We start from the raw sequence: 1398 nt of genomic DNA, 5'->3' as shown, positions 1-1398 counted from the left end.
TGCACTAGTCAAGTAAAAGTAGACACAGTTTCAAAAAAACTCCACACTTGTTTTTAAGCATAGTACTCCCTGTACTGTTTCGGAGTCAGGTAGTTTAAAGAGTACGCAGGGCGTTCTTCATTGAAGAACACAATGTAGTCTGCAATCTCTCTTGTTATGTTTTCATTGCTTGTTATGTGTAGGTCATTAAACATCTCTGCCTTAATCCATCCGTTAATCGCCTCCATGGCAGCGTTATCGGTAGGTGTTCCTGCGCGAGACATTGAATGGACTATGTTATACAATGGCAGAAGTTCATTAAAGCTCTTTGAAGAGTAAACAGAACCCTGATCAGTATGCAAGACCATTTCCATATCTGGATACTGTGCTTTGACATCAAGGATGCCTTTAAGACCACTCATGTATGTCATCCTGTCGCCACGCTTTTTGGACAGGGAATAAGATAGGATTTCATTGTTCCAAATATCCATGAACAATGTAAGCTCATAATAGACTCCTTGTAGGTAGAATGCTGTCATGTCGCTTACTATGCACTGTAGCGGGCCAGAAACATTGAGGCCAGTCATGAGAAGATTTGGATATACTTTGTAAGGATCTCCTGGCTTTTTATATCTGTAATGCTTGCAGACACTAACTATACCCGCTGCTTTGCATATCCTGTGAGCTCTCTGATCTGACATAATGAGCCCTGTATCAAGAAGTATCTTGGCATTGAGCCACCTATACCCATGCGATGGATATTTGGCGTGATACTCTTTAAAGAGCACAAGGTCACTGATAAAAGATTTCATGCGGTTGGAAGGATGCTCTAAGCGTTTCTTCCACTTGTAGAAACCGCTGCGGTTTACGCTCAGTACTTCACATAGATATTTAACCGGAAACTGCCCGGATAGTTCCATTACGATTTCGAATTCTTGTTGTTTAAAGGAACGAATTCCTTGTTTGCACCAGCTCCTTTCACTTCGTATCCTTTTTTTGCTCGCAGTTCATTTGCCTTGGCCTGTACCAGTTCGCGGATCAGTTCCTCCTTGGACATGGACATGTACTCTTCCATTTCGGGAGTCACAGATGATTTTGATTTAACTGATTGCATTTCGGATGCTGAAGAAGCCGATTTTTGGGCTATGATTGGAATGCCATTGTGTTCTTTATAAGCACGAAGATATTTTTCTGCAGTGGCTTTGCTAATGTTATATTTAGCCATTGCATCCTTCTGTCTTATTTCGTGTTTATATAGCTGTTCACCTATGGCTAGCCTTTCTTCTTTTGTGTATAACATGTAGACCTCCTTGTGCTTTCTCATGTAAACGTGGCTACCTTATTACTCTAGTGTAGCAGCAAAAGGTTATTCCTGTTTACAAAAATAAGTTAGGTGTCTACTTTTACGTTATCACTTCA

The 1398-nt window shown here is 40.8% G+C and carries 2 protein-coding genes; both read right to left on the bottom strand.

Annotation, left to right across the window (positions count from 1 at the left end; genetic code table 11):
• Positions 1-53 precede the first annotated feature (53 nt).
• Positions 54-905, bottom strand: coding sequence for an IS3 family transposase (locus D6855_RS16580; protein WP_243112030.1), 852 nt, complete (start codon positions 903-905; stop codon positions 54-56).
• A complete protein-coding gene (locus D6855_RS16575) occupies positions 899-1279 on the bottom strand; it encodes a hypothetical protein (protein WP_120743140.1) in 381 nt (126 codons plus the stop codon). Before D6855_RS16575 ends, D6855_RS16580 begins: the two co-directional genes overlap by 7 nt.
• Positions 1280-1398: the final 119 nt, after the last annotated feature.

Origin of the sequence: Butyrivibrio sp. CB08 (assembly GCF_003625485.1) — a bacterium.
Classification (GTDB): Bacteria; Bacillota; Clostridia; order Lachnospirales; family Lachnospiraceae; genus Butyrivibrio.
Note: the sequence above shows the minus strand (reverse complement) of the source record. Positions and strands in the feature narration are given on the sequence as shown.